Here is a 22,772-nt window from a genome sequence, read left to right on the forward strand (position 1 = left end):
TTAGCGGGTAGCTGCGGGCTGCAGCGGGGCGGGCTCGACCACGACCTTGACATCGGCGGGGGAGCGGGGAATGAGCGCCGTGCACACGGCGCCGACGAGGGCGGCCCCGGCGAAGAGCCAGAAGGACGTGGTGGCGCCGAAGCCGGCCCCGATGATGAGGCCACCGATGGCGGGGCCGAAGATGCCGCCGAGGCGACCGAAGCCGGCACACCAGGCCACGCCGGCAGCGCGGGCGGCGGTGCCGAAGTAGTTCGAGGTCAGGCCGTACGTAAGCACCTGCGTGCCCAAGACTCCGACGCCGGCGAGGGCGATGAGCGGGTACATCGGGGCGACGGTATCGAAGACGGGGAGGATCGCCAGGGAGATCGCGGCCAGGGCGAAGGTGGAGGTAATGACGGTCTTGGCGCCGATGCGATCTGCAAAGCGGGCGGCAATGAGGCCACCGACGACGGCGCCACCGTTGAGGGCGAGCAACGAGTAGAGCGAATCGTGCTGGGAGGCGCCGTTGGCCTGCATGATCTTCGGCAGCCACGTGTTGAGTCCGTAAGTGGACAGCAAGCCGATGAAGGACATCGCGCCGATGAGGATCGTGCCGGGCAGGTAGGAGCGGGAGAAGATACCCGCGAAGCCGGTCTTTTCTAGGTCCCGCTCGGCGGTGGTGCGCTCGACGGAGGCGTCTACGGCAGCGGTGTCGGCGACGATGAACTGCTCTTCCGGGAGGCCGTGGCGTGCGCAGACGGCGTGGGCATCAGCGCGTCGGCCACGGGAGACGAGCCAGCGCGGGGATTCCGGCAGGGCGACATAGGCCAGCGGCAGGAGGAAGAGGATGGGGGTGGCGCCGATCATGAACAGGCCACGCCAGCCGATGGTGTCCTCGAGGAGGAGGGCGAGGAGGGAGGCCATGACGCCACCGGCGGGGACGCCGGAGTAGACGATGGCGTTGAAAAGGTTCTTGCGGTTGGCGGGGGCGAACTCGGCGATGATGGCGCCGCCGGTGGCCACGATCATGCCCACTCCGAGACCGGTGAGGAAGCGGAGGAAGCCGAACATCGCGATGGAGTTGGCCAGGGCGGTCAGCCCCATGCCGATGGAAAACCACACGATGGCCGTGAGCATCACCTTGCGGCGGCCCAGGCGGTCACCGACGGCGCCGGCGGAAAGGGCGCCGATCATGACGCCGACCATGGCGTAGGAGCCCAAGGTGCCGGCGACGGCCGGGCTCAGCGCGCCGATGTGGCTCGGGTCTTCGAGGAGCGTGGACAGGACGGCGCCGTAGATGACGAGGTCGTAGCCGTCGAAAAGAATCGCGATACCGACGACCGCGAGCACGAGATACACCGTGCGGCGGTGGGCGGGTGATGCCCAGGTGGTGGTGTTCATGGGGGAGGCCCTTCGTTGCTTCAAGTGACTAACTGGATAATCACATTCAAGAGTGTTATCCGTCACATGAAACTAGGGGAATCCCTATAGAACGTTCAGGGGGTCGGGTGCGTAAGCGCCGCCAAAAATGGCACCTTAGCTGCAAATATAGGGTGACCTGCGCCGACGCCCCTCAGGCTGCTCCGGGGCCTCGGTGGTTAGGACTCAGCGTCCTCGGGGGTGTTCGTGCCCTCTGCACGCCCCTCCGCCAGCTGCGTGCGTGCCGTCCGCAGCCACTCCGGCTGATCTTCGAGCAGGGCCTTGATCTCTGCGGTGGTCAGGGGCTTGTCCAGGTCGTTGCGCTTGAGCGCAGCAATGGTGATGCCCAGCTTCTGTGCGACAACGGGACGCGGGTGCGGGCCGGTGCGACGGAGCTCGGTCAGCCACTCGGGCGGGTTTTCCAGGAGTTGCTTCAGTTCGACGTGGGTGACCGCGTTGTTCTGGAATTCCTCTGGAGTGGCGGGCAGGTAGATGCCCAGCTTCTTGGCAGCGGTCTGCGGCTTCATCGCAATACCGGACGGCTGACGTGCAGAATCTTCATTCACACGCCCCACGGTAGCATTACCCCCATGCTGACCTTAAGCTTCGTCACCGGCACCGAGCCCGGAAAGTGGTTTGAACGCTTTCGCGAGCGCACCAGCCACGGCGAGCTTCGCACTCTCGATTCGGAGGATCCGCTCACCGAGCTTGTCGACGCCCGCGCCTCCCTCGCTCTCCTCCGCCTCCCGGACGCCCGCCTGGCGGCGGACAATGATGCCTTCCACGTGGTCACGCTCTATGAAGAATCCCCCGGCATCGCCCTGCCCAAGGACAGTGAACTGACCTTGTTAGATACTGTGACGCCGGAGGATATTGCGGGGGAGATCCTCAACTACTCCGGCGCGGAGGTGGCGAAGGTGCGCGAGGGGTTGCAGGTCGTCGCCGCCAACGTCGGCGTACTCATTGCCCCCCGCCCGCTCATCAAAGTCCTCTCCCGCAAGCAGATCGAACACCGCGACTACCTCGCCGATGACGTGCCCCCCACCTCGATTGCCTTGGTGTGGCGCAAGGATGATGACAACGAGGCGATTCAAGATTTCGTCGGCATTGCCAAGGGGCGCACCGCCAATTCCTCCCGCCAGGCCACACCCAAACGCAGCGCCCGGGAGAAAACCCTCGCCAAGCAGCAACGGCGCGGGCAGGTGCCCGCAAAGAAGAAGGCGCCCACCCGCGGTGGGCGACGCGGGCGTCGATAAGCAGTGATGGGTAGTGATAGGTAGTGATAGGTAATGTCACCTAAACTTCATCTTCCACCCATGTAATTTCCACGTCGGGGCGTTAATCTGGGGTCAACCGAGCGGCAGTGAGCTCGGCGGAAAGTGCCACTGACCAGGCGATGGGGAGAACACCGACCATGTTCGAATCGACCACCACCAACTACTTCAGCGACGAGCAGCTCGACCACCACACGTCCGTAACCACCCGCACTTACGTCATAGACACTTCCGTGTTGTTGTCGGACCCGTGGGCGCTGCGCAAGTTCGCGGAACATGCGGTCGTGGTGCCCGTCGTCGTCATCACCGAGTTGGAAGCCAAGCGCCACCACCCGGAACTCGGGTGGTTCGCCCGCCAGGCCCTGCGCCTGCTGGAGGATCTGCGCTCCACCTACGAACGCCTCGACCAGCCGGTGCCCATCAACGTTGACGGCGGCACCCTGCGGGTGGAGCTCAACCACCAGGACCAATCCGGGTTGCCTGCCGCATTCCGTGGCACCGAGGGCGATCACCGCATCCTGGCCTGCGCGTTGAACCTGCAGCTGGAGGGGCATGACACGACGCTGGTAACCAAGGATGTGCCGCTGCGCGTCAAGGCCGGCGCGGTGGGGCTGGCGGCGGATGAGTATCACGCGCAGGACGTCGTGTTCACCGGGTACACGGGCATGGAATCGCTGCACACCACCGCGGAGACCTTGGATGCGCTCTACCGGGAGGGCCGCGCCGAGGTTGCCGGGGCCGAAGACCTGCCGGTCCATTGCGGCGTGACCCTCACCAGCAACACCCAATCCGCGCTCGGCCGGGTGTGCGCGGATGGCACCGTGCGGCTCGTGCGCGGCGATAGCCAGGCGTTTGGTGTCCAGGGGCGCTCCGCTGAGCAGCGCGTCGCCCTTGATCTTCTGCTGGATAGCTCCGTGGGCATCGTCTCCATCGGCGGGCGAGCGGGAACCGGCAAGTCGGCGCTCGCCCTGTGCGCCGGGCTGGAGGCTGTCCTCGAACGCAATGAGCACCGCCGGATCGTGGTCTTCCGTCCCCTCTACGCGGTGGGCGGGCAAAACCTCGGCTACCTGCCTGGCTCGGAAACCGAGAAGATGAATCCCTGGGCGCAGGCGGTGTTTGACACCCTGGACGGCCTGGTATCCGACAACGTCATGGCGGAAATCCAAGCCCGCGACCTCATCGAGGTCCTTCCGCTCACCCACATCCGCGGGCGCAGCCTGCATGACTCCTTCGTCATCGTCGATGAGGCGCAATCGCTGGAACGCAACGTCCTCCTCACCGTGCTCTCGCGCCTGGGCCGGGGTTCCCGCGTCGTGCTCACCCACGATGTGGCCCAGCGCGACAACCTGCGTGTCGGACGTCACGATGGGGTGCAGGCGGTCATCGAAAAGCTCAAGGATCACCAGCTCTTCGCCCACATCACGCTGCAACGATCCGAGCGTTCCGCCATCGCCGAGTTGGTCACCGACCTCCTCGAAGACAACCACTAACCACGTGGGCGTTTGCGGGCCACGCGGACACTAGGAGACAATCGCGGGCATGGCTGAAGCTACCTTCACTCTGCGACCCATTCGTCCGGAGGACTACCTCCAGGTCCGGGCAATCTACGAAATGGGCCTCGAATCCGGGCACGCAACCTACGAAACCAAAGCCCCCACCTGGGAAGAATTCAGCCGGAACAAAATGATGGAAACCGTCTTCGTGGCGGTGGACATCGATGACCCGGACAAGCTCCTCGGCTGGGTGGCTGCGGCCCCCATCTCCTCCCGCTCCGTCTTCCACGGCGTGGTGGAAAACTCCATCTACATCCACCCCGATGCCGCCGGTCGTGGCGTCGCTGGGGCCCTGTTGGACAAGCTCATCGAGACCTGCCAGCAGCTGCAGAAGTGGGGCATCCACGCCTGGGTCTTCCCCGAAAACGAAGGATCCGCGGGACTACACAAGTCCCGCGGATTCCAGAAGGTGGGCACCTTCCACCACATGGCGAAGATGACCTACGGTGAACTCGCCGGCCAATGGCGCGACACGGATGTCTATGAGCTGTTGCTGCCCAAGCCCGGTGAGTAGCCCCCGTTTTAGTCGATGGTGTCCTTGAGCTTTTCCTCCCGCACCGGCAGGAGCAGCAGGAAGGCGAAGATGGCCAGCGGCACCATGAGCAAGAACACCGGCGTCAGCCCGTCGTTGTAGGAGACAAGCACGGCGTCGCGGACGGCGGTGGGAAGCTCATTCACTGCGGCCGGGGTTAGCGAATTCGCCGCCCCACCTTGGGCGCTGAATTGCTGCGCCATCTCTGCTCCCGCGGGACCCATCGAGGCGAAGGCACCCGGCAGATTCTCCGCGAGGTTGGCATGCAGGTTGTGGATGAACATCGAACCGACCAGTGAAGCGCCCAACGAGGAACCGATCTGGCGGAAGAAGTTGTTCGTCGCCGTCGCCGTCCCCACCAGGGTGACGGGGAAGGAGTTCTGCACGATAAGCACCAAAACCTGCATCACCAGTCCCAGGCCGAAGCCGAAAACAAAGAACAGCCAGCCGAGCTGAACCAGGCTGGTATCCACCGTCAGCCGCGACATGAGGTACAGCGCGAACGCCACGATCGCCATCCCGACCAGCGGGTAGTACTTGTAATGCCCAGTCTTGGTGATGATGAAACCCACCACGGTGGAGGTGCCCACCATGCCGAGCATCATCGGAATCATCATGAGGCCCGCGTCGGTCGGGGAGAGCGTGTGCACCATCTGCAGGTACGTGGGGAGGTAACCCAGCGCGCCGACCATGGACAAACCGAGCACAGTGCCGGCGGCGGTGGTCAGTGCCATGTTCCGGTTGGCAAACAAGGACATGGGGATGAGGGGATCGACGACCTTGAGCTCAGTGATGACGAAGGCGATGGCCGCGCTGACGGTCAGGGCGCCCAGACCCAGGATGGTGGGGGACGTCCAGGCGTACTGCGTCCCGCCCCACGTGGTGAGCAAGATGAGCGAGAACGTAGCCACGGCAATGAGCACGGTGCCCAGCCAGTCGTAGGTGCGGATGTTGGGCTTCGAACTGCGCAGGTCGAGCACCAACAACGATACGAGGAGTGCCAAGATACCGAGTGGCAGGTTCATCCACAGGCCCCAGCGCCAACCGGGTCCGTCGGTGAACCAACCGCCCAGCACCGGGCCGAGCACGGAACTCAGGCCGAAGACGGCTCCCATCATGCCCATGTATTTGCCGCGCTCGCGGGCCGGAACCACCTCCGCCATGATCGCCTGTGAGGTCACCATCATTCCGCCAGCGCCGAAGCCCTGGATGGCGCGGGCGACGATGAGCAGTTCCATGGACTGCGCGGATCCACCCATGACGGAGCCGATGACAAACACGGCAATGCCGAAGAGGTAGAGCCACTTTCGCCCGATGCGGTCACCCACCTTGCCGAAGATCGGCATGGCGATCGTCATGGTGACTAGGAAGGCGGAGATGACCCAGCTCATGTGGTCGACGCCGCCGAGCTCACCGACGATGGTGGGAAGGGCGGTGGAGAAGATCATCTGGCCCAGCGAGCTCATGAGCATCGTGGTCACGAGGGCGCCGAGGATGAAGCCAATGCGCGGAGCGCGGGTAGTAGTTGTGCTGGTTACCATGTCAGCTCCTTGGTTAATGTGGTGATGGTGGCGCCAGCGTCACGTAAGCGCTGGGTGCGATCGGTGGTGGGGCAGGGGCGGCTGACCTGGAGCCAGATGGCCTCCCGGACGAGCCCGTTGATGATGGAGGCTTCGACTTCGAGTGGCTCGTCCTGGAGAATCCGGTCGCCGGGGTGGGCTTCCAGGTGCTCCATGACGACCTCCTGCATCTGCGCGGATTGCTCCCGAAAACGGTTGAGCGAAAGCAATGCCACGGAGGGTTCAGAGGTCATGATTTGGTGCCGGCGTTCCTTCAGCGTGGCCAGAAATTCTTCCTCCGCCCCGCATTCCATATCGGCTGCCTCTAGGTCGTCGAGGGTTGCCGCAACGTAGTCGAGCGCGGTGGCCACGACGTTGGCCGAGGGCTGAGCCACGAACTCGGCGCGCCGATCATCGGACATCATGAGCCGGGGGTGTCCCAGGACGGCCTCGTCCTTGGATTCCATGTAGTTAAAAAAGCTTCGCCGACTGATGTCGGCTGCGAGGCAAATGTCGTCGATGGTGATGTTGTCAAAACCATGCTTGACGACGAGCGCGGTTGCCGCGTCTTCAATCCTGCGGCGGGTGCGTGCTCGCTTGAGCTCCCGCCGTGATTTGTCGTTGTTCACGATGGCGAAGCCTACACCCAGTGCAACTTTGCTATCAAGTGCAAAGTTGCACTCGGTCTGTTTTTTGGGTTGGGGTACACAAATTCTCTAGAATGAATCGTACGACCAATCGTTTCCGCAGGTCGCGGAGAATCGGCGATCGCATTCTAGAGAATTCGTACACGCCCACGCGAAAGACGCCCCCGCCAGCCGAAGCTAGCGGGGGCGTCGTCGACAACGCTGACCGGATTAGTCGCGATCAGTGTTGGCCATCGCCAACACATCGAGGCGCTTATCCAGCTCTTCCTCGGTGAGCTTCTCGCCATCGACGAAGCCCATATCGATGACAGTCTGGCGGATGGTCTTGCCCTCCTTGAGGGCAGTCTTGGCCACCTTGGCGGCGTTCTCGTAGCCAATGGCCGAGTTCAGCGGCGTGACGATCGACGGAGACGACTCAGCCAAAGTCTTCATGCGCTCGACGTTTGGCTCAATGCCGTCCACGAGGCGCTCGGCGAACACGCGGGCAGTGTTGGCCAGCAGGCGGGAGGACTCGAGCACGTTGCGGGCCATGACCGGGATGAACACGTTGAGCTCGAACTGGCCCTGGGTGCCGGCGAAAGCGACGGCGGCGTCGTTGCCGATGACCTGGGCGGCAACCTGGGTGGCCGTCTCACAGAGCACGGGGTTGACCTTGCCCGGCATGATGGACGAGCCCGGCTGCAGGTCGGGCAGGTGGATCTCGGCGAAGCCAGTCAGCGGGCCGGAACCCATGAGTCGGATATCGTTGGCGATCTTGTACAGGGAGACAGCCACGACGCGCATCGCGCCGGAGAACTCAACAAGGGCGTCGCGGTTGGCCTGCGCCTCGAAGTGATTCTTGGCCTCGGAGAGCTCGGAGACGCCGGTGAGCTTGATCAGCTCGTCGGTGACCTTGCCGCCGAAATCGGCCGGCGTGTTCAAGCCGGTGCCGACGGCGGTGCCGCCGATGGGCAGCTCGCCGAGACGCTCGACGGTGGCCTCAATGCGCTCGATGCCGAGCTCGATCTGGCGGGCGTAGCCGCTGAACTCCTGGCCCAGGGTGACCGGGACGGCGTCCATGAGGTGGGTACGTCCGGACTTCACTACGTCCTTCCACTCAGCTGCCTTCGCAGCGAGGGAAGCGTGCAGGACCTTGAGGCCGGGGATGAGGTCGTTGACGGCTGCTTCGGTGGCGGCGACGTGGGTCGCGGTGGGGAAGGTGTCGTTGGAGGACTGGCCCATGTTGACGTGGTCGTTGGGGTGAACCTCGACGCCGTTGCGCTTGGCGATGGAGGCGATGACCTCGTTGGTGTTCATGTTGGACGAGGTGCCGGAACCGGTCTGGAACACGTCGATGGGGAACTCGGCGTCGTGCTTGCCGTCGGCGATTTCCTGGGCGGCGGCGACGATGGCGTCGGCCTGCTCGGCCGGGAGCAGTCCGCGGTCCTTATTCACGATGGCGCAGGCGGCCTTGAGCAGGCCCATGGCGCGGATCTGAGCGGACTCGAGCCCACGGCCGGAGATGGGGAAGTTCTCGACGGCGCGCTGGGTCTGTGCCTGCCACAGGGCGTTGACGGGGACCTTTACTTCGCCCATCGTGTCGTGTTCGATGCGGAATTCCTGCTCGGTCATGAATAACCACCTTTGTTGTTTGAGGTTTGTGGTGACAAGGGCCCGGCGTGACAGCGTTATGGACGGGGAGGAAAGAGGCGACGCCGGGGAAACGCCTCCACCCGATTTAGCGAGGGCCGACGCTTAGGCGTGCGGCTCCTTCGAGTAGTCGACCACGGAGTATTCCTGCAGCTTGGCCAGCTGGTGGCGGGATTCGACGTAGCGCACGGTGCCCGACTTGGAGCGCATGACCAAGGAACGGGTCGTGGCGCCGCTGGCGCGGTAGGACACGCCGCGGAGCATGTCACCGTTGGTGACACCGGTGGCGGCGAAGTAGCAGTTGTCCGAGGAGACGAGGTCGTTGATGCCGAGGGCCTGGTTGACGTCGAGGCCGGCCTCGCGGGCGCGACCTGCTTCGGCGTCGTCGGTCGGCCAGAGCTTGCCTTGGATTTCTCCTCCCATGCACTTGAGGGCGCAGGCGGTGATGATGCCTTCGGGGGTGCCACCGATGCCCATGGCCATGTCAATGGAGTTGGAGTCTTGGGCAGCGGCGATGGCACCGGCGACGTCGCCGTCGGAGATGAGGCGGACCTTGGCTCCGGCGCGGCGAATGTCAGCGATGAGCTCGATGTGGCGGGGACGATCGAGGACGACAATGGTGACGTCGGCAGGCAGGATGCCCTTGGCCTTGGCCACGGCATTGATGTTGTGGGCGACGGGCGCCTCGATGTCGATGGTGCCGGCGGCTTCGGGGCCGACGGCGATCTTGTTCATGTAGAACACGGCGGACGGGTCATACATGGAACCGCGCTCGGCGGCGGCGATGATGGAGATGGCGTTCGGGCGGCCCTCCGCCATCAGGGTGGTGCCGTCGACCGGGTCAACGGCGATGTCGACCTCGGCGCCTTCGCCGTTGCCCACTCGCTCGCCGTTGAACAACATCGGCGCTTCGTCCTTTTCGCCTTCACCGATGACGACGACACCGTTCATGTTCACCGAATTGATGAGCTGGCGCATGGCGTCGACTGCGGCGCCATCGCCCTCTTCCTTCATGCCACGGCCGACCCAGCGACCGGAGGCGAGTGCAGCTGCCTCGGTGACGCGGACCAGTTCCATCGCGAGGTTACGATCCGGGGTCTCTGGGTGTCGTACATTCATGTCATCGGCCTCCTGCAGGCGCTTTGGGGTTGAGAACACGGGTTGTAACCCGCCACCCGTATATTCTTGCATCTTCCACGTGCCTCAGGCGCCGTTTCTCCACCCGAAAGAGGGCAATAACGAGGCAAGTCGACCAATTCTGGGCCATTTTCCGGGAACCTGTCCAGGTCTGACATACTTGGTGCCGTGGCTGCAGCGGAAAAACCTCGGATTTATCAAGGCGGATGGGACATGATGTTGTCCCTCGGCATCATCATCATTGCGATGATTGTGGTGGTTGGCACGACGGGTTTGTGTTCCTATGAGCCCGGGGCCCCGGAGAGTGGCCCGGTCCGGGAGGTCGATGCGGAGTCCTTCATGGGTATGGAGGCCCGGGCGACGAATTTCCCCGTCCGCTTGCCGGAGAACCCGGAAGGGTGGATGACCAATTCCGCCCGTCGGTCGATGATTGATGGTACTCAGGCCCCGGTGGTGGGCTGGGTGACCGCTGATCGTGGGTACATCGCGCTGACGCAGACGATGTTGCCGCTGGATGATGCTGTGAAGAACATCGACAGTGATTTCCGGGAGCTTTCCCGCACCGAGGACATTGCCGGGCAGGAGGTGCGGATCTATCACTCCGATGAGTCGGATGTGCGAGATCTGTGGGCCGTCGATATGGGCGATGTCCGACTGCTGTTCACGGGCGCTGGCTCCCAGGAGGAGTTCCGCACCATCATCGCGGCGACGATTAATTCCGCGCCGCTGCCGTCTGCTTAAGCTACTCGGCTGAGGTGGCCAGTGCCTCTTCCACTCGCTGGGAGGCACCATCGAGGTGTTCCTCGCAGCGCTTGGCCAGTGCTTCGCCGCGCTCCCAGTATTTCAGAGATTCGTCCAGGCCCATTTGGCCGAGCTCGAGGATCTTAACCGTCTCGATGAGCTCGTCTCGCGCCTGCTCGTATGACAGGGTTTCCACGCCCGGGAAGGCATCGTCTCCGGCCTGACCAGTTCCTACGGTGTTGTCGTTCATTGCGTTTCTCCTGGGATTGTTAGTTGGCTGGGGTGGTGGACATGCCGGCGGCCGTGATGGAACCGTCGGCGACCCGGATGCGTAGTTGGCTGCCCGGTGGGGATTGATCGATGGACATGACGACTTCTGGGTCGGAGCCGTCGCGCGGCACGACCTGGACGACGGCGTAGCCGCGGGCCAGGGTGTTCGCCGGTCCGAGGGCGGAGACCTGGGCCCGCAGTGACTGCACCCGCGAGGTTTCCCGTTCCACGAGGTATTGAACGTCCCTGCGGATGAGCACCACGGCGCGTTCCACTGCTTCTCGACGCCGTCGGATCGGCGTCATCGGATCCGCCAAGGCCGGCCGGCTTCGCAGGGCCCCCAGGCCCTGCCGTTCCCGATGCACCCAGCCCCGCAGGGCTGCCGCCATGCGGGAGCGGGCTTCGCCGACGAGGGCACGCTCCTCGGCAACGTCTGGGACGACGCGCTTGGCCGCATCGGTGGGGGTGGCGGCCCGCAGGTCGGACACATTATCCAGAACCGGGTTATCGGGCTCGTGCCCAATAGCGGAGACCACGGGGGTGTGGGCGGCCGCCACCGCACGCTGGAGGGCCTCCTCCGAGAATGGCAGGAGGTCTTCGACGCTGCCACCGCCGCGGGCGATGATGATGACATCGACGGCCTCGTCGGCGTCGAGAAGCTGAAGTGCCTTGATGATCTCGGGGACGGCGGTCGCGCCCTGCACCGGGGTGTTGATGACCCGGAAGTTGACCGCGGGCCAGCGATCCTTGGCCACGGAGAGGACGTCGCGCTCGGCGGCCGAGCCGCGGCCGGTGATGAGGCCAACGCACTGGGGCAAGTAGGGCAATTGCCGTTTGCGGGCGGGATCAAAAAGTCCTTCCCCGGCCAGCTGTGAGCGCAACGCCTCGATGCGGGCGAGCAGCTCGCCGATGCCCACCGGGCGGATGTCGGTCACCCACAGGGAGAAGGTGCCGCGGCCCTCGTAAAAAGCGGGCCTGCCCGACACCACCACCCGGTCGCCGTCTTTGAGAGGGGCAGCCAAGCCGCGGAGCAAACTCGTGGACGCGGTCAGCTGGACCGACGTCTCCGACTCCGTGTCCCGCAGCGTGAGGTAGGACAGCTTCCACGTCGGCTTCATGTTCACCTGGGTGAGCTGCCCCTCGACCCACACGGTGCCGAGCCGTTGAATCCAGGCCTTTACCTGGGCATTGAGCGTGCGAACCGGCCACGGGGCTTCCGCGGTAGAAGGGGTCGTCGTCATGAAAGCCTCCGCTATCGCTGCTGTGGTCGCCCAAGACGGACTGTGTGCCGCACCAATTCTAGGCATTGTCAGCACTCTTCGTTAGGGTGGGGGCCATGAGCGATGATGAAAAGTTGGTCCTCCTGGCGGCCCCTCGCGGCTACTGCGCTGGCGTGGACCGGGCGGTGGAGACGGTAGAAAAGGCCCTGGATAAGTACGGGGCGCCGGTGTACGTGCGCAAAGAAATCGTCCACAACCGCTACGTAGTGGACACCCTAGCGGACCGCGGGGCGATCTTCGTCGACGAAACCGATGAGGTCCCCAAGGGCTCCCACCTGGTGTTTTCTGCCCACGGTGTCTCCCCGGCCGTGCACTCCGAGGCCCGTTCGCTCAACCTGCAAACCCTCGATGCGACGTGCCCGCTGGTGACCAAAGTCCACAACGAGGTCAAGCGCTTCGCCCGAGATGGATTCCAAATTCTCCTTGTCGGACATGAAGGCCACGAAGAAGTCGAAGGCACCGCAGGCGAAGCCCCCGAGGTCACCCACCTCGTCGACGGCGTGGAGGGCGTGGCAAAACTGCCCGACTTCCTCGACAACGAACCACTGGTGTGGCTGTCGCAGACGACCCTGTCCGTGGATGAGACGATGCAGATCGTCGCCCTGCTCAAGGAGCGTTTCCCGCACCTGCAGAACCCGCCGTCAGATGACATTTGCTACGCCACCCAAAACCGCCAGGTGGCCGTGAAGGCGATTTCGGAGCGCTGCGACCTCATGATCGTCGTTGGTTCCCAGAACTCCTCGAACTCCAAGCGCCTCGTGGAAGTTGCCCTGGAGGCAGGGGCGAATGCGTCCTACCTCGTGGATTATGCCAACCAGATCGATGAGGCCTGGCTCGAGGGCGTGAGCACCGTGGGAGTGACCTCGGGCGCCTCGGTGCCGGAGATTCTCGTGCGGGAGGTGCTCGATCTTTTGGCAGCCCACGGCTTCCACAACGTGGAGGAAGTGACTACGGCGTCGGAGAAGATCGTGTTCTCCCTGCCGCGCGCCCTGCGCCCGGCTCGTACCTAGTTAGGAGTACAGGTCATCGTCGAAGCGACGATGACGGCGGCGCTGAGGTTCCTCCGACTGGGGGCGGCGAACCTCACGCGGCGGTTGGGGCTGCTGGCGCACCGGCCGCTCAGAGGGCCGCTCAGTAGGCCGCTGACTGCGGCGGCGGTTGCGGGCCACCAATTCCTCAACCGTGACCTTGTTCGTCTGGGTGCGTGCGCGGGAAGCGGTCGCCCGGTTGCGGCGATCGGCTTCTGCCGTGCGGCGACGTCGGGCAATGGCGCGAGTGTCTTCGACCTTTTCGTTGCGCTTGGACCACCACACGCGAGCCACCGCGATCACGGTGGCGGCGAGGGTGGTCCCAATGAGCGCAGGGAAAAACTGGGTGAGGGGGTAGATCGCCGTGACGATGGTCGTGGTGGAAAAAGCGGCGGTTCCCTCGGGGGCGAGGGATCGGCCAATCACCCAGGAGGTCACAATCGTCATGATGCCGAAGAGTAACGGCAACGAGGCGACGGTGAGGAAGAGCCCACGGACCTCAGTGAATGCCGCCACCACGATGCCGGCGATGGCGAAACAGGCCAGGTAAGGCCACCCCATCGACTGGGAATTGAGGCTCAGCAGCAGCCCCGTGATCAGGGCTGCGAGGACTATTGCTATGCCCGACCAGGTAGGCAGGCCCGCGGGTTCCGGGGCCTGCATTCTATTTCTCCTGGGGGACGAAGTCGACACAAGGAACTATCCTAGCCGGGGCTCATCCTCGTTAGGAATAGACGGGGCCCGGGGACGGAGGGTAACTTGCTCCAATTCCGTCGGGTGGCGGTCGGTGCGGGCGGGGACATCCATGTCGGCGAGTCGACGCGCGGTGACCATGACGCGGGAATCCAAGGAGCCGAGGGTGGCGTTGTAGGCCTCGACGGTCTTTTCCAATTGCCGGCCCACACGGTTGACGTGTTCCCCCATGGTGTTCAGCCGCGTGTAGAGGTCGCGGCCGAGTTGGTGGATGACGCGGGCCTTTTCCGAGACGTCTTCTTGGCGCCACCCCAAAGCGACGGTGCGCAGGAGAGCGAACAGGGACGTCGGGGTGGCCAGGACGATGTTGCGGGAAAACGCGTACTCCAGCAATTCCGAATCGACGGAGAGCGCGGCGTCGAGGAAAGGGTCGGCGGGGACGAAGAGAACGACAAACTCCGGCGTGGGATCGAAGGCGGTGATGTAGTCCTTCGCGGAGAGCTGGTTGACGTGGGTTCGCAGAAGATGGGCGTGCCGGCGCAGGTAGGCGGCGTGCTCCTCAGGGTCCTCGGTTTCTAAAGCATCAAGATAGGCGGTGAAGGGGACCTTCGCGTCGACGATGATGTGGCGTCCGCCGGCGAGATTGACCACGAGGTCAGGCCGGACGAGTTGGCCGCCGAGGCGAGCGGAGACCTGGGTGTCAAAGTCGCAGTGGCGGGTCATCCCACCCAGCTCCACCACGCGCTCCAGCTGGATTTCGCCCCACCGCCCCCGAACTTGAGGGGCGCGCAGGGCGGTGACCAGTTTGTCGGTGCGGTCGGTCAAGCGGGCTGAGGTGCGCGTCATCGCCTGGACCTGGCTGGCCAGGGAGGCATAGGCGCTCGCGCGGCCCAACTCCAACTCTTTTAGCTGGCCGCCGATGGTGCTCACCGCTTCCTCGAGCGGAGCGAGGGAGCGGTGCAACTCTGCACCGTCTGGTGCGGTGGTGGGGTGGGGGACAGTGGGACGTCGATAAGCGTGCCCCAACCAGCCCAAAGCAGCGCCGAGGGCGATGCCGAGGAGGAGGACTAACAAGGTGGAACCCATGGCCACACCCTCTCACATCACCCCGACATGATGCTTAGCGACGCCCGAATTTGCCAAACAAATGTTCTATCCGCGAGTTGGTGAGAATAGTCCGACCGAAGCGACGCGGCTGAGACGGGGGAGTGGGGCTCGTTGCGACGTCGTCTTCGAGCTCTTCGTCGACGTAGACCACAGAATTGCGCCACTGTTTGCGCATGAGACGCCCCTCTTCCTCGGTGAGGCGACCGGCGAGCTGACCTTCGTGGGTAACAAAATCGATGTCGCTGGCGAGTTTTTCTCCCGAGCGCAGTGCCGTGATGTCGAGAAGATAGCGGAAGGCAACGGCAATCATGGCGGCGACCGGAACCGCGAGGAACGACCCCAGCAGGCCGAAAAGCCCGCCACCGATAATCACCGACACCAGCACGATCACCGGATGAAGATTCATCGCCCGCGCCTGCAACCACGGCGACAAAACGTTGCCTTCGAGCTGCTGAACAGCGAGGACAACCGCGAGGACCATGAGGGCTTCGGTAAAGCCCAGGGACACCAGCGCCACCATCACGGACAACGTGCCAGCGACAATCGCGCCGACATAAGGAATGAAACCGGCGATAAACGTGATCACCGCGAGCGCCAACGCCATGGGCACGCCGATGAGGACGAGGCCAAGGCCGATGAAGAACGCATCAATAAACGAGACGGTCGCCTGCGCCCGAATGAACCCACCCAGCGTCTTCCACCCGCGCATGAGCGATTCCGTCAGGTGCCACCCCAAGCGGCGGCCCACGACCGCGCGCATCCACGGCAGGAAACGGAAGCCATCTTTGAGGAAGAAGAAGGTGAGCACCAACACCACGAACAACGTAATGACTATCGACGTCGCCGTGCTCACGCCCGTCACAATCCCGCCGGCAATGGCGCCCGCCTGATCCTGCGCCCAACTAGCAATGTCGTTGACGAACCTGTCCAGGTCATCGCCATCCACATTGAACGGAGGCCCCTGGGCCCACAGCTGCAGGCGCTGCACGCCCTCCAACGTCTGCAGGTACAACACCTGCGACTGGCGGGCAATATCCGGGGCAATCATCCACAGGAGAGTGCCAAAGAAACCGAAGAAGCCAAGAATAGAAATGATGGCAGCCAGCGCCGATGGCACACCTTTGCTGCGCATCCACGTCGTCGGGGGAGCGAGCACCGTGCACACAATGATCGCGAAAATAATCGGCAGCACGCCCTGGCCGACCTGCTTGAGCACGTACCACGCCACGTACAGGAACGCGGCGATGATGAGCAGACGCAGTGCCCACATCGCGATCGACTTGAGGCCTTCGCCCACCACCACCGAGCGATCGACCTGGTCGAGGGGATCACGGCCCTCGGTCTCGTTCAGCTCCTCTGAACTGGCAGTCCTCGGTGTGTCGGCTGTGTCATCGGCAACCACCGCATCCAGCACGGACTCAATGTCCGGATCCGTTGCGCGCGGCGGGGTGCTCGGTGTCTGCTTTTGGTGCTCGGTCACGCTCCCCATCTTGCCTGACCGGGTAGCTGTGCGGCGGCAGCGGGCCGAGACACGCCTAAGCCCCCTGCCTACGACCCCGTAGGGTGGCACTCGATCCCGATGCCTCGGAGAATGGCGTCGAACTGGGCTTCGGGGTTGGCGTCGGAGCGACCAATCACCAGAGGGTAATCCAACGCCCATTCCCCGGAGCCGCGTAACGTATCGGTGCCCGAGGTCCAACCTTCATCGACGAGCATTGCGCTGCCGTAAAACCAGCCCATGATGAGATCGTGGCAATCGCGCGCGGGCAGCGTGGCTCCTTCACACAATTCCATGACGGTTTCACTCAATCGGAACGACTCTTTGCCCAGGACTGGTTGGTATCGCATCAATGCGCGTGTGCCTGGGGTGGTAAACAAATCCCGGGCGCGATTTTCCAACTCCCGTAGACCGCAACGGGGGCAGGGGTCAGCCAGCAGGTTGGCGGCCCGGAGCCTCCCCAGTCTCTGATCGGCCAACTCGTGGAGGACCGCATCTAATGATGGGAAATAAGTGTAGATCGCGTTGGCAGACACTCCCACGCGACCGGCGAGCATCCTCAGCGACACCTTCGACGCATCTCCGAGTTTGATGACCAGATCGTCAGCCGCAGACAGTATGTCGTCCGCCGAAATGTCCCCTCGTGGTCCTCGTTTGTGCACGCTGGCAACCTTTCTTCGTGTTGGTGACCCCGCTGAGCCCCGATCCTATTTGTACACTGTATAATTTGGGCAACCTGAAACAAAAATCGCTCAAGGGCCAAACGAGGAAGCGCCATGAACTCCCAACACACCCCACGACCCGGCGCCGCCGAGATCATCGCCTATGTCGCTCTCGCCATCGCTTTGTGCTTCATCGTCGCTTCGCCAGGCATTCTCGGCGTGCTCAACGAAGAACTCTCGGCGACGCTGGTTCCCCTCGCCCAACTGACCCCGCTCATCGCCACCATTCCGTTCATCGCACTCTTACGGAGACGCTCGACACCCCAGGGTGAGCCGGTGAAGGTGGCGGACCTACTTGCCTTACGCTGGCGCGGATCAATGCCCTGGACCTGCCTCGGCGTCGGGGCCGTAGCAGCAATCGCGGCCACACAGCTCGTCGCCGGTCTAGCAGTGGGGTGGCAGTTCAATCCACCCGAATTAATCTCCATAGCGATCTTCGCCGTTGCCCCGTTCCTGCTACTGCAGTCGGTCTTCGCCTTCGGTGAGGAAACGGGCTGGCGCGGCTGGCTGGTCACTCGCACGCAGCACCTCGGATTCCCTGCAATGGCTGCAATCTCAGCGGTCGCGTGGACGCTCTTCCACATCCCGGCGGTGCTGATTTTCAATTTTGAGACACCCCAGATGATCGCGTATCTGGCATCGATCGCCTCGTGGGCCCCGTTTCTGGTCGCCCTGCGCCTGGCGTCCGGCTCCGTGTGGCCCGTTGTATTCGCCCATGGTGCGATTAACTCGGTCCGTGTGTTTTTCCTGCAATCAGTTGCCACAGCTGATGGGCCGACCACGATCGGTGGAGTCGACTGGGCAGTTGAAGCCCTTGGCATTGCACTGTGGGTCGGCGCGGGTTGGTGGCTGTATTCGCGGACCCGCCGCCGGTAACGGCGGGGAGGAAGCCCCTTGACGCTGACACGGCGTCGATAAGCAACGCGAAGCCCCCTGCCTCCTCAGGAATCTCAGGAAGCAGGGGGCGCGCGGGTGGTGTGGTCTAGCGGTATTCCTGCTCAGCGAGGGTATCGTCGCTCGCCCACGTGGACATCCCGAGCTCACCGGACTTCTCATCCGGGTTTCGGCGCAGGTGCAGGGCGCTGACAACGAGGCCGCCCCAGATGACGACCATGAACATGACCATCATCATGATTGCGATTCCGCTCATGATTGCTCTCCATTCTGTGCGGCGGTTGCTGTGTCTGGTTCGAAGCGGCGCGGCTCCCGGATAGTTCGGCGCAGGTAGGGGTCAACGCCGAAGTCGGAGCCGGGTGGGCCGTCGAGGCGGGCGGTTCCCCGCCACGGCAAGATCGACAAGGTGAGGGAGCTGATGACGATGATTGCCAGCACCGCCCAGCCGTACAGTGCGATCTGCACGCCGGTGTAGCCGCCGTAGGGCTCTTTGACCAGGGTGACCAGCTCTTGGATGAGGGTGAAGCCCAGGACGAGGGTGGTCACGTTGACCACGCAGATGCGCCAGACCGTGCCCACGCGGAAGGAGGAGACGGCGTTGAGGTGGGAACCGAACTCGTCGATGCGGCGCAGGATCCAGTCGATGACGATGACGGAGATCAGCGCGATGGCGACGATGCCGATGTTGTTGGTGAACTTGTCCATGACGTCGAGAGCCATGAGGCCGGACGTGGTGGAAAACAGGGCCAGAGACAGCAGGGCCATGAAGGTGCCGATGCCGATGGCGACGGCCTTACGCGGCAGGTTGAACTTGTCCTTGACTGCGGAGACGACCACCTCGAGCAGGGAGAACAGGGAGGTAAAGCCCGCGAGGGTGAGGGAGGCGAAGAAGAAGAAGCCGAAGATCGGGCCCAGGGTCATCTCGTTGATGATGGCGGGGAAGGCCACGAAGGCCAGGCCGATACCGGAGGTGGCGACCTCATCGACGGCGACGCTTTGCTGGGTAGCCATGAACCCCAGTGCGGCGAAAACGCCAATGCCCGCGAGGACCTCGAAGGAGGAGTTGGCGAAAGCGGTGGTCAGGCCGGTGCCGGTGAGGTTGGAGCGGGGGCGCAGGTACGAGGAGTACGTGAGCATGATGCCGAAGCCCACGGACAGGGAGAAGAAGATCTGGCCATACGCCGCGATCCACACCGTGGGGTTGGCCAACGCTGACCAATTCGGGGTGAAAAGGGCGTCAAGGCCGGTGGCGGCACCGGGGAGCAGCAAAGCCTGGATGACCACGATGATGAACAGCACGACGAGGACCGGCATGAAGAACATGGACACCCGACCGATGCCCTTGTCCACGCCGATCGCGAGGACAATGATGGCCGCGATCCACACCGCGGCCAGCGCGAGGGCGATCTGCGGAACGATGTCAGTAGAGAACGTTGCCGTCTCATCGAATTGCAAGAAGTCGCCAAAGAAGTAAGCGTTCGGATCATCGCCCCACGCCTTGTTAAAGGACTTGAAGGCGTACAAACCCGCCCAGCCGATAATGGCGGCGTAATAAATGGTGATGAAGAAAGCCACGCCGACCTGGATCCATCCCACGGGCTCGGCCCAGGATTTAATGCGGCGGAACACTAGGGGAGCGGAGCCGCGATAGCGGTGACCCAGCGCGTAGTCGAGGAACAGCAGGGGAATACCGGCTGTCAGCAGTGCCACGAGGTAGGGAATGAGGAAGGCGCCGCCACCATTGTCATAAGCGACATAGGGGAAACGCCAAATGTTGCCGAGGCCAACGGCGGAGCCGACTGCGGCGAGCAAGAACACCCATCGTGAGGAAAACACCTCACGGCGTTGCGTCTGCCCGGGCTGCGATGATGTCGCGGACATATCAAATACCTGTCTGATCCTTGAAACGGATAAAGGTCGATGCTTTCCAGCAGCCCGGGGTGTGGCGGTGGGGCACTCGACAACGGCACCATGGGTGAGACGCCGCTTACATGAGTGCACGTATCATATAACGAGACAACCAAGGTCGTTAACTGCGGCTGATAGGATATGCCCCCGTGAGCCTTACTCTTGGAATTGTCGGCCTGCCCAATGTTGGCAAGTCCACCCTCTTTAACGCCCTGACCCGCAACGATGTGCTGGCCGCGAACTACCCGTTCGCCACCATCGAGCCCAACATCGGTCTCGTCGAGCTTCCCGATGCCCGCCTGGTCCGCCTCGCCGAGATCTTCGGCTCCGAGCGCATCCTGCCTGCGACGGTCTCCTTCGTCGACATCGCCGGCATCGTCAAGGGCGCCTCCGAAGGCGAGGGCATGGGCAACGCCTTCCTGGCCAACATCCGTGAGGCCGACGCCATCTGCCAGGTCGTTCGTGCCTTCTCCGACGACAACGTCATCCACGTCGACGGAGTGGTCAACCCGACCTCCGACATCTCTGTCATCAACACCGAGCTCATCCTCGCCGATCTCCAGACGATTGAAAAGGCCCTGCCTCGCCTGGAGAAGGATGCCCGCAAGGACAAATCGCTTATCGACGCCGTCGCTGAAGTCAAGAAAGCACAATCCGTCCTGGAGGACGATCGCACCCTCTTCTCCGCCGCCAAAGGCGGCGAAATCGACCTCGCCCTGCTCCGCGACCTCCACCTCATGACTGCTAAGCCCTTCCTCTACGTCTTCAACTCCGACGAAGAAGTGCTGACCGACGACGCCCGCAAGGACGAACTCCGCGCCCTCGTCGCCCCCGCCGACTGCGTCTTCCTCGACGCCAAAACCGAAACCGAACTCCTCGAACTCGACGAGGACGAAGCCGCCGAACTCCTCGAGTCCGTCGGCCAACACGAACCCGGACTCCACTCCCTCGCCAAAGCCGGCTTCGCCACCCTCGGCCTACAGACCTACCTCACCGCCGGCCCCAAAGAATCCCGCGCCTGGACCATCCACCAAGGCGATACCGCCCCCCAAGCCGCCGGTGTCATTCATACCGACTTCGAACGCGGCTTCATCAAAGCCGAAATCGTCTCCTTCGCCGACCTCGACGCCGCCGGCTCCATGGCCGAGGCCAAAGCCAAGGGCAAGGTGCGCCAAGAAGGCAAGGACTACGTGATGGCCGACGGGGACGTGGTGGAGTTTAGGTTTAACGTGTAGCGTTATTGACGAGTTCCGTTATATGATGCTCCTGTGATCAGGTCGTTCGAGAACAAGGACACCGATCGAATCTGGCATGAGCAGTGCGTCAAGCGTGTCGATCGGACGGTGCAGCGTGCGACGTTGAGGAAGCTCGAACTGATCCATGCTGCGAAGGACGTCGAAGATCTCCGAATACCGCCAGGAAACCGCTTGGAGCGATTGCAGGGCGAGCGTCGTGGGCAGCACTGTATCCGAGTGAACTCGCAATGGCGGATTTGCTTCGTTTGGAGAGATGGAGGTGCAGAAAATGTCGAACTCGTCGACCACCACTGAGAGCAACTTGATCGAGCCGATCCACCCGGGGGAGATCCTGATGGAGGATTTCATCGCAGGTTTCGGGATCACGCAGAACAAGCTCGCCGTATCCATCGGCGTGCCGCCGCGGCGGATCAATGAGATCGTGCACGGCAAGCGTGGGATTACTGCCGATACCGCCATCCGCCTGGCCAAGTACTTCGGCACCTCGGCAGAGTTGTGGATGAACTTGCAGTCCAATTATGAGTTGCGGCTTGAGCGGCGCGCGTTGAGTGAGCAGATTGACGCGATCGCGCCCCTGCAGACCGCTTGACCTGGCCGGTGCTCAGAACAGTGCGTCGGGGCATTATTGAATCGCAGCCACGAATCGTGGCAGCGGGAGTCCTGCGGTGATGCTCCTTCACGGTCTGACCGGGAGTAGCGAAGAGTAGTCTAGCGAAGGCATGACACCAGGACTCGGTGACCCGTGGATGCTAGGAGGTCTGCATTCGCTGAAGATGCCGTCGCTGTGATCGAGTTGGTCGTGCCCAACCAGCGGTGAAGTCTCGTGGGTCGGTCGATGGAAGCTCACTCGGACTCTCTCACGGCGTTGGCGCGCCTGGGCCCCGCCTCGGCCTTGGGATGCTCGAGAGACACGTTGCTGGTAGCAGCGATCCAAGAATGGCGGACGCTTTGGGCCGATCTTTGCGTCCTGGCCGGTGCCAGTCGACATTGAGGCTTAGTGGCGCGGTTTTCTGGGGAATGTTCCGATCATTGTTAGGTGGGTGGCCGATCTTGAGCCCACAGAGCAAAGGCTAGAACCACGCCTAGACGCAGACATGATGCTGCGAGAGATCGTGGGCGTTCACGAGCCGCTCGGGTCCGAATGAGGCGCAACTAGTAGTGCCGACACTCGCGGTCGTCGGGGCGAGGGGATATTCTCTGAGAACTAAATGGCGGAGCTGACTCGATGCCGTCCTGTTCTCAGTGACAGCAAGCTCGAAGACGGTATGCAACGACCTGCCGGCACTTGCAGATCGATAAAATTTGCGAACAGGAACGCTCCGTGTGGATGTTACTAATTTGGGCCTCGTCCCGGTGCTTATCGAGCGCGCCCGTGAACTGACCTGGAAGCGGCCGGGCCGCTCCGTCATTGACCAAGCGCTGCACCGGCCCATTGCCGCGAAGTGGGAAGGTCCGATGATTGACGGGTTCGGACCCAGGTCGGACCAGATGTGGCTGTCTTCAAGGCCGGCCTACGAGGTTGCGCGGCTCTCCAAGGCATCGCACTGCTTGTCCTGCGGCGAAGTACGCGTGTAGCCGTGAGTAATCGTCCTCGCCTTTCTTTTCTAACTCGGCGCTAGCTGTGCTTATGCAACCCTTGTAAGTCG

General features: G+C 63.2%; 24 protein-coding genes and 1 pseudogene. 10 read left to right on the forward strand and 15 right to left on the reverse strand.

All coding sequences use genetic code 11. From position 1 onward, the window contains the following. Both CTEST_RS04335 and CTEST_RS04340 read right to left on the reverse strand, forming a co-directional pair. Complete coding sequence (locus CTEST_RS04335; protein ID WP_047252702.1) at positions 1-1,380, reverse strand: MFS transporter; 1,380 nt, start codon at positions 1,378-1,380, stop codon at positions 1-3. Between the two features lie 197 nt (positions 1,381-1,577). After that, positions 1,578-1,925, reverse strand: a complete 348-nt coding sequence (locus tag CTEST_RS04340) for a DUF5997 family protein (protein WP_221709925.1) — start codon at positions 1,923-1,925, stop codon at positions 1,578-1,580. 63 nt (positions 1,926-1,988) lie between these two features. On the opposite strand from CTEST_RS04340, the gene CTEST_RS04345 reads away from it, so the two are divergent. The 3 genes from CTEST_RS04345 (at position 1,989) to CTEST_RS04355 (ending at position 4,739) form a co-directional block, all read left to right on the forward strand. Continuing rightward, entirely contained in the window at positions 1,989-2,654 is a 666-nt protein-coding gene (locus CTEST_RS04345; RefSeq protein WP_047252704.1) for a type 2 periplasmic-binding domain-containing protein, read from the forward strand. 158 nt (positions 2,655-2,812) lie between these two features. Next, the gene (locus tag CTEST_RS04350; RefSeq protein ID WP_047252705.1) at positions 2,813-4,162 is read left to right on the forward strand and encodes a PhoH family protein; all 1,350 of its coding nucleotides are present in this window, start codon (positions 2,813-2,815) and stop codon (positions 4,160-4,162) included. A 49-nt stretch (positions 4,163-4,211) separates the two neighbouring features. Further along, the gene (locus tag CTEST_RS04355) at positions 4,212-4,739 is read left to right on the forward strand and encodes a GNAT family N-acetyltransferase (RefSeq protein ID WP_047252706.1); all 528 of its coding nucleotides are present in this window, start codon (positions 4,212-4,214) and stop codon (positions 4,737-4,739) included. Positions 4,740-4,747: 8 nt separating this feature from the next. On the opposite strand, the gene CTEST_RS04360 is transcribed toward CTEST_RS04355, so the two are convergent. The 4 genes from CTEST_RS04360 to glpX form a co-directional block, all read right to left on the reverse strand. Then, positions 4,748-6,298 carry an MDR family MFS transporter gene (locus CTEST_RS04360; protein ID WP_047252707.1) on the reverse strand — a complete coding sequence of 517 codons (1,551 nt, stop codon included), beginning with the start codon at positions 6,296-6,298 and terminating at the stop codon, positions 4,748-4,750. Continuing rightward, a complete protein-coding gene (locus tag CTEST_RS04365) occupies positions 6,292-6,945 on the reverse strand; it encodes a TetR/AcrR family transcriptional regulator (RefSeq protein ID WP_052844295.1) in 654 nt (217 codons plus the stop codon). Before CTEST_RS04365 ends, CTEST_RS04360 begins: the two co-directional genes overlap by 7 nt. 228 nt (positions 6,946-7,173) lie before the next feature. Continuing rightward, on the reverse strand, positions 7,174-8,574 hold the full coding sequence (locus CTEST_RS04370) for a class II fumarate hydratase (RefSeq protein ID WP_047252708.1): 1,401 nt from the start codon (positions 8,572-8,574) through the stop codon (positions 7,174-7,176). A 123-nt stretch (positions 8,575-8,697) separates the two neighbouring features. Next, a complete protein-coding gene (gene glpX, locus CTEST_RS04375; protein WP_047252709.1) occupies positions 8,698-9,711 on the reverse strand; it encodes a class II fructose-bisphosphatase in 1,014 nt (337 codons plus the stop codon). A 186-nt stretch (positions 9,712-9,897) separates the two neighbouring features. Between glpX and CTEST_RS04380 the strand changes: the two genes are divergently transcribed. Further along, positions 9,898-10,470 (forward strand): DUF4245 domain-containing protein, encoded by a 573-nt coding sequence (locus CTEST_RS04380; RefSeq protein ID WP_083985427.1) that lies wholly within the window; start codon positions 9,898-9,900, stop codon positions 10,468-10,470. Between the two features lies 1 nt (position 10,471). On the opposite strand, the gene CTEST_RS04385 is transcribed toward CTEST_RS04380, so the two are convergent. Together CTEST_RS04385 and xseA are read right to left on the reverse strand one after the other, a co-directional pair. Next, entirely contained in the window at positions 10,472-10,720 is a 249-nt protein-coding gene (locus CTEST_RS04385; RefSeq protein WP_047252711.1) for an exodeoxyribonuclease VII small subunit, read from the reverse strand. 19 nt (positions 10,721-10,739) lie between these two features. After that, positions 10,740-11,981 (reverse strand): exodeoxyribonuclease VII large subunit, encoded by a 1,242-nt coding sequence (xseA, locus tag CTEST_RS04390; protein ID WP_047252712.1) that lies wholly within the window; start codon positions 11,979-11,981, stop codon positions 10,740-10,742. A gap of 95 nt (positions 11,982-12,076) precedes the next feature. Between xseA and CTEST_RS04395 the strand changes: the two genes are divergently transcribed. Continuing rightward, positions 12,077-13,030, forward strand: a complete 954-nt coding sequence (locus CTEST_RS04395; RefSeq protein WP_083985428.1) for a 4-hydroxy-3-methylbut-2-enyl diphosphate reductase — start codon at positions 12,077-12,079, stop codon at positions 13,028-13,030. On the opposite strand, the gene CTEST_RS04400 is transcribed toward CTEST_RS04395, so the two are convergent. The 5 genes and pseudogenes from CTEST_RS04400 to CTEST_RS13965 form a co-directional block, all read right to left on the reverse strand. Next, positions 13,031-13,711 (reverse strand): DUF6542 domain-containing protein, encoded by a 681-nt coding sequence (locus tag CTEST_RS04400; RefSeq protein WP_047252714.1) that lies wholly within the window; start codon positions 13,709-13,711, stop codon positions 13,031-13,033. It abuts the gene before it with no gap. Positions 13,712-13,747: 36 nt separating this feature from the next. Further along, entirely contained in the window at positions 13,748-14,827 is a 1,080-nt protein-coding gene (locus tag CTEST_RS04405) for a DNA recombination protein RmuC (protein WP_047252715.1), read from the reverse strand. A gap of 34 nt (positions 14,828-14,861) precedes the next feature. Continuing rightward, positions 14,862-16,328 carry an AI-2E family transporter gene (locus CTEST_RS04410; RefSeq protein WP_052844296.1) on the reverse strand — a complete coding sequence of 489 codons (1,467 nt, stop codon included), beginning with the start codon at positions 16,326-16,328 and terminating at the stop codon, positions 14,862-14,864. Positions 16,329-16,396: 68 nt separating this feature from the next. After that, positions 16,397-16,657, reverse strand: coding sequence for a hypothetical protein (locus tag CTEST_RS13820; RefSeq protein ID WP_236686139.1), 261 nt, complete (start codon positions 16,655-16,657; stop codon positions 16,397-16,399). Positions 16,658-16,834: 177 nt separating this feature from the next. Next, a pseudogene (locus tag CTEST_RS13965) lies at positions 16,835-17,008 on the reverse strand (TetR family transcriptional regulator); the annotation flags it as partial. Between the two features lie 114 nt (positions 17,009-17,122). Here CTEST_RS13965 and CTEST_RS13015 point away from each other — a divergent pair. Next, complete coding sequence (locus tag CTEST_RS13015) at positions 17,123-17,944, forward strand: CPBP family intramembrane glutamic endopeptidase (RefSeq protein WP_052844297.1); 822 nt, start codon at positions 17,123-17,125, stop codon at positions 17,942-17,944. A gap of 106 nt (positions 17,945-18,050) precedes the next feature. Here the strand turns inward: CTEST_RS13015 and metS are convergent, their stop codons facing one another. Continuing rightward, positions 18,051-18,218, reverse strand: a complete 168-nt coding sequence (metS, locus tag CTEST_RS04425; RefSeq protein ID WP_047252717.1) for a methionine/alanine import NSS transporter subunit MetS — start codon at positions 18,216-18,218, stop codon at positions 18,051-18,053. Continuing rightward, the gene (locus CTEST_RS04430; RefSeq protein ID WP_047252718.1) at positions 18,215-19,843 is read right to left on the reverse strand and encodes a sodium-dependent transporter; all 1,629 of its coding nucleotides are present in this window, start codon (positions 19,841-19,843) and stop codon (positions 18,215-18,217) included. Before CTEST_RS04430 ends, metS begins: the two co-directional genes overlap by 4 nt. 176 nt (positions 19,844-20,019) lie before the next feature. On the opposite strand from CTEST_RS04430, the gene ychF reads away from it, so the two are divergent. The 4 genes from ychF to CTEST_RS04450 all read left to right on the forward strand — a co-directional run bounded on the left by ychF (position 20,020) and on the right by CTEST_RS04450 (position 22,701). Further along, entirely contained in the window at positions 20,020-21,105 is a 1,086-nt protein-coding gene (gene ychF / locus CTEST_RS04435) for a redox-regulated ATPase YchF (protein WP_047252719.1), read from the forward strand. A gap of 33 nt (positions 21,106-21,138) precedes the next feature. After that, positions 21,139-21,420 (forward strand): type II toxin-antitoxin system RelE/ParE family toxin, encoded by a 282-nt coding sequence (locus CTEST_RS13270; RefSeq protein ID WP_083985430.1) that lies wholly within the window; start codon positions 21,139-21,141, stop codon positions 21,418-21,420. Further along, entirely contained in the window at positions 21,395-21,715 is a 321-nt protein-coding gene (locus CTEST_RS04445) for a HigA family addiction module antitoxin (RefSeq protein ID WP_047254216.1), read from the forward strand. The genes CTEST_RS13270 and CTEST_RS04445 overlap by 26 nt, the downstream gene beginning before the upstream one ends. 734 nt (positions 21,716-22,449) lie before the next feature. After that, on the forward strand, positions 22,450-22,701 hold the full coding sequence (locus CTEST_RS04450) for a hypothetical protein (protein ID WP_047252721.1): 252 nt from the start codon (positions 22,450-22,452) through the stop codon (positions 22,699-22,701). The last annotated feature ends 71 nt before the right edge of the window (positions 22,702-22,772 follow it).

Origin of the sequence: Corynebacterium testudinoris (assembly GCF_001021045.1) — a bacterium.
GTDB lineage: Bacteria > Actinomycetota > Actinomycetes > Mycobacteriales > Mycobacteriaceae > Corynebacterium > Corynebacterium testudinoris.